Origin of the sequence: Alteribacter populi (genome assembly GCF_002352765.1) — a bacterium.
In the GTDB taxonomy this organism is placed as follows: Bacteria; Bacillota; Bacilli; order Bacillales; family Salisediminibacteriaceae; genus Alteribacter; species Alteribacter populi.
Genome location: NZ_NISR01000005.1, coordinates 1 through 1,129 on the forward strand (window position 1 = coordinate 1; position 1,129 = coordinate 1,129).

Genomic DNA, 1,129 nt, shown 5'->3' on the forward strand with positions numbered 1-1,129 from the left:
CTTGTCTAGTGACGATAGCGGAGAGGTCACACCCGTTCCCATGCCGAACACGGAAGTTAAGCTCTCCAGCGCCGATGGTAGTTGGGGGCTCTCCCCCTGTGAGAGTAGGACGTCGCTGGGCAACATATATGGAGGATTAGCTCAGTTGGGAGAGCACCTGCCTTACAAGCAGGGGGTCGGCGGTTCGAGCCCGTCATCCTCCACCATTCTAAATGCTGGCCTAGCTCAATTGGTAGAGCAACTGACTTGTAATCAGTAGGTTGGGGGTTCAAGTCCTCTGGCCAGCACCACTTAGAGCCATTAGCTCAGTTGGTAGAGCATCTGACTTTTAATCAGAGGGTCGAAGGTTCGAGTCCTTCATGGCTCACCATTTTAGTGCGGGTGTGGCGGAACTGGCAGACGCGCTAGACTTAGGATCTAGTGCCTTCGGGCGTGGGGGTTCGACTCCCTTCACCCGCACCACTAAAATAAAAAAGCTGAATAATTTATATAACTGTAAGGTCTGCAACGTAGTGTTTTAGGCGGAAGTAGTTCAGTGGTAGAACACCACCTTGCCAAGGTGGGGGTCGCGAGTTCGAATCTCGTCTTCCGCTCCATAAACTGCCTGCCGGGGTGGTGGAATTGGCAGACACACAGGACTTAAAATCCTGCGGTAAGTGATTACCGTGCCGGTTCAAGTCCGGCCCTCGGCACCATACTAATTATATAATCAAGTTAATATATGCGCCCGTAGCTCAATTGGATAGAGTGTCTGACTACGGATCAGAAGGTTAGGGGTTCGACTCCTCTCGGGCGCGCCATTTAACGGGAAGTAGCTCAGCTTGGCAGAGCACTTGGTTTGGGACCAAGGGGTCGCAGGTTCAAATCCTGTCTTCCCGACCATCTTTACAACCTATACTTCGGGGCCTTAGCTCAGCTGGGAGAGCGCCTGCTTTGCACGCAGGAGGTCAGCGGTTCGATCCCGCTAGGCTCCACCATAATAGTTCCAACGTTATGCGTTGAAACATTGACCTTTGAAAACTAAACAAAAAGCCAAGCGAAACGTGGGATATTGAGAGATATTCCGTCAATGAATTATTTTATGATGTCAGAGACATCGAACTTTCTACGGAGAGTTTGATCCTGGCTC

General features: G+C 51.0%; 9 tRNA genes and 1 rRNA gene. All 10 read left to right on the forward strand.

The window, feature by feature from the left end:
• The first annotated feature begins 4 nt into the window (after window positions 1-4).
• Window positions 5-121: ribosomal RNA gene (gene rrf, locus CDZ94_RS20965) — 5S ribosomal RNA — on the forward strand.
• A 9-nt stretch (window positions 122-130) separates the two neighbouring features.
• Window positions 131-206 (forward strand) — tRNA-Val (locus CDZ94_RS20970).
• Between the two features lie 8 nt (window positions 207-214).
• Window positions 215-290: transfer RNA gene (locus CDZ94_RS20975), tRNA-Thr, on the forward strand.
• A gap of 4 nt (window positions 291-294) precedes the next feature.
• A tRNA-Lys gene (locus CDZ94_RS20980) sits at window positions 295-370 on the forward strand.
• 7 nt (window positions 371-377) lie between these two features.
• A tRNA-Leu gene (locus tag CDZ94_RS20985) sits at window positions 378-462 on the forward strand.
• A 59-nt stretch (window positions 463-521) separates the two neighbouring features.
• Window positions 522-596, forward strand: a tRNA-Gly gene (locus tag CDZ94_RS20990).
• A 10-nt stretch (window positions 597-606) separates the two neighbouring features.
• A tRNA-Leu gene (locus CDZ94_RS20995) sits at window positions 607-695 on the forward strand.
• 28 nt (window positions 696-723) lie between these two features.
• A tRNA-Arg gene (locus CDZ94_RS21000) sits at window positions 724-800 on the forward strand.
• A 5-nt stretch (window positions 801-805) separates the two neighbouring features.
• A tRNA-Pro gene (locus CDZ94_RS21005) sits at window positions 806-882 on the forward strand.
• 19 nt (window positions 883-901) lie between these two features.
• A tRNA-Ala gene (locus tag CDZ94_RS21010) sits at window positions 902-977 on the forward strand.
• Window positions 978-1,129: the final 152 nt, after the last annotated feature.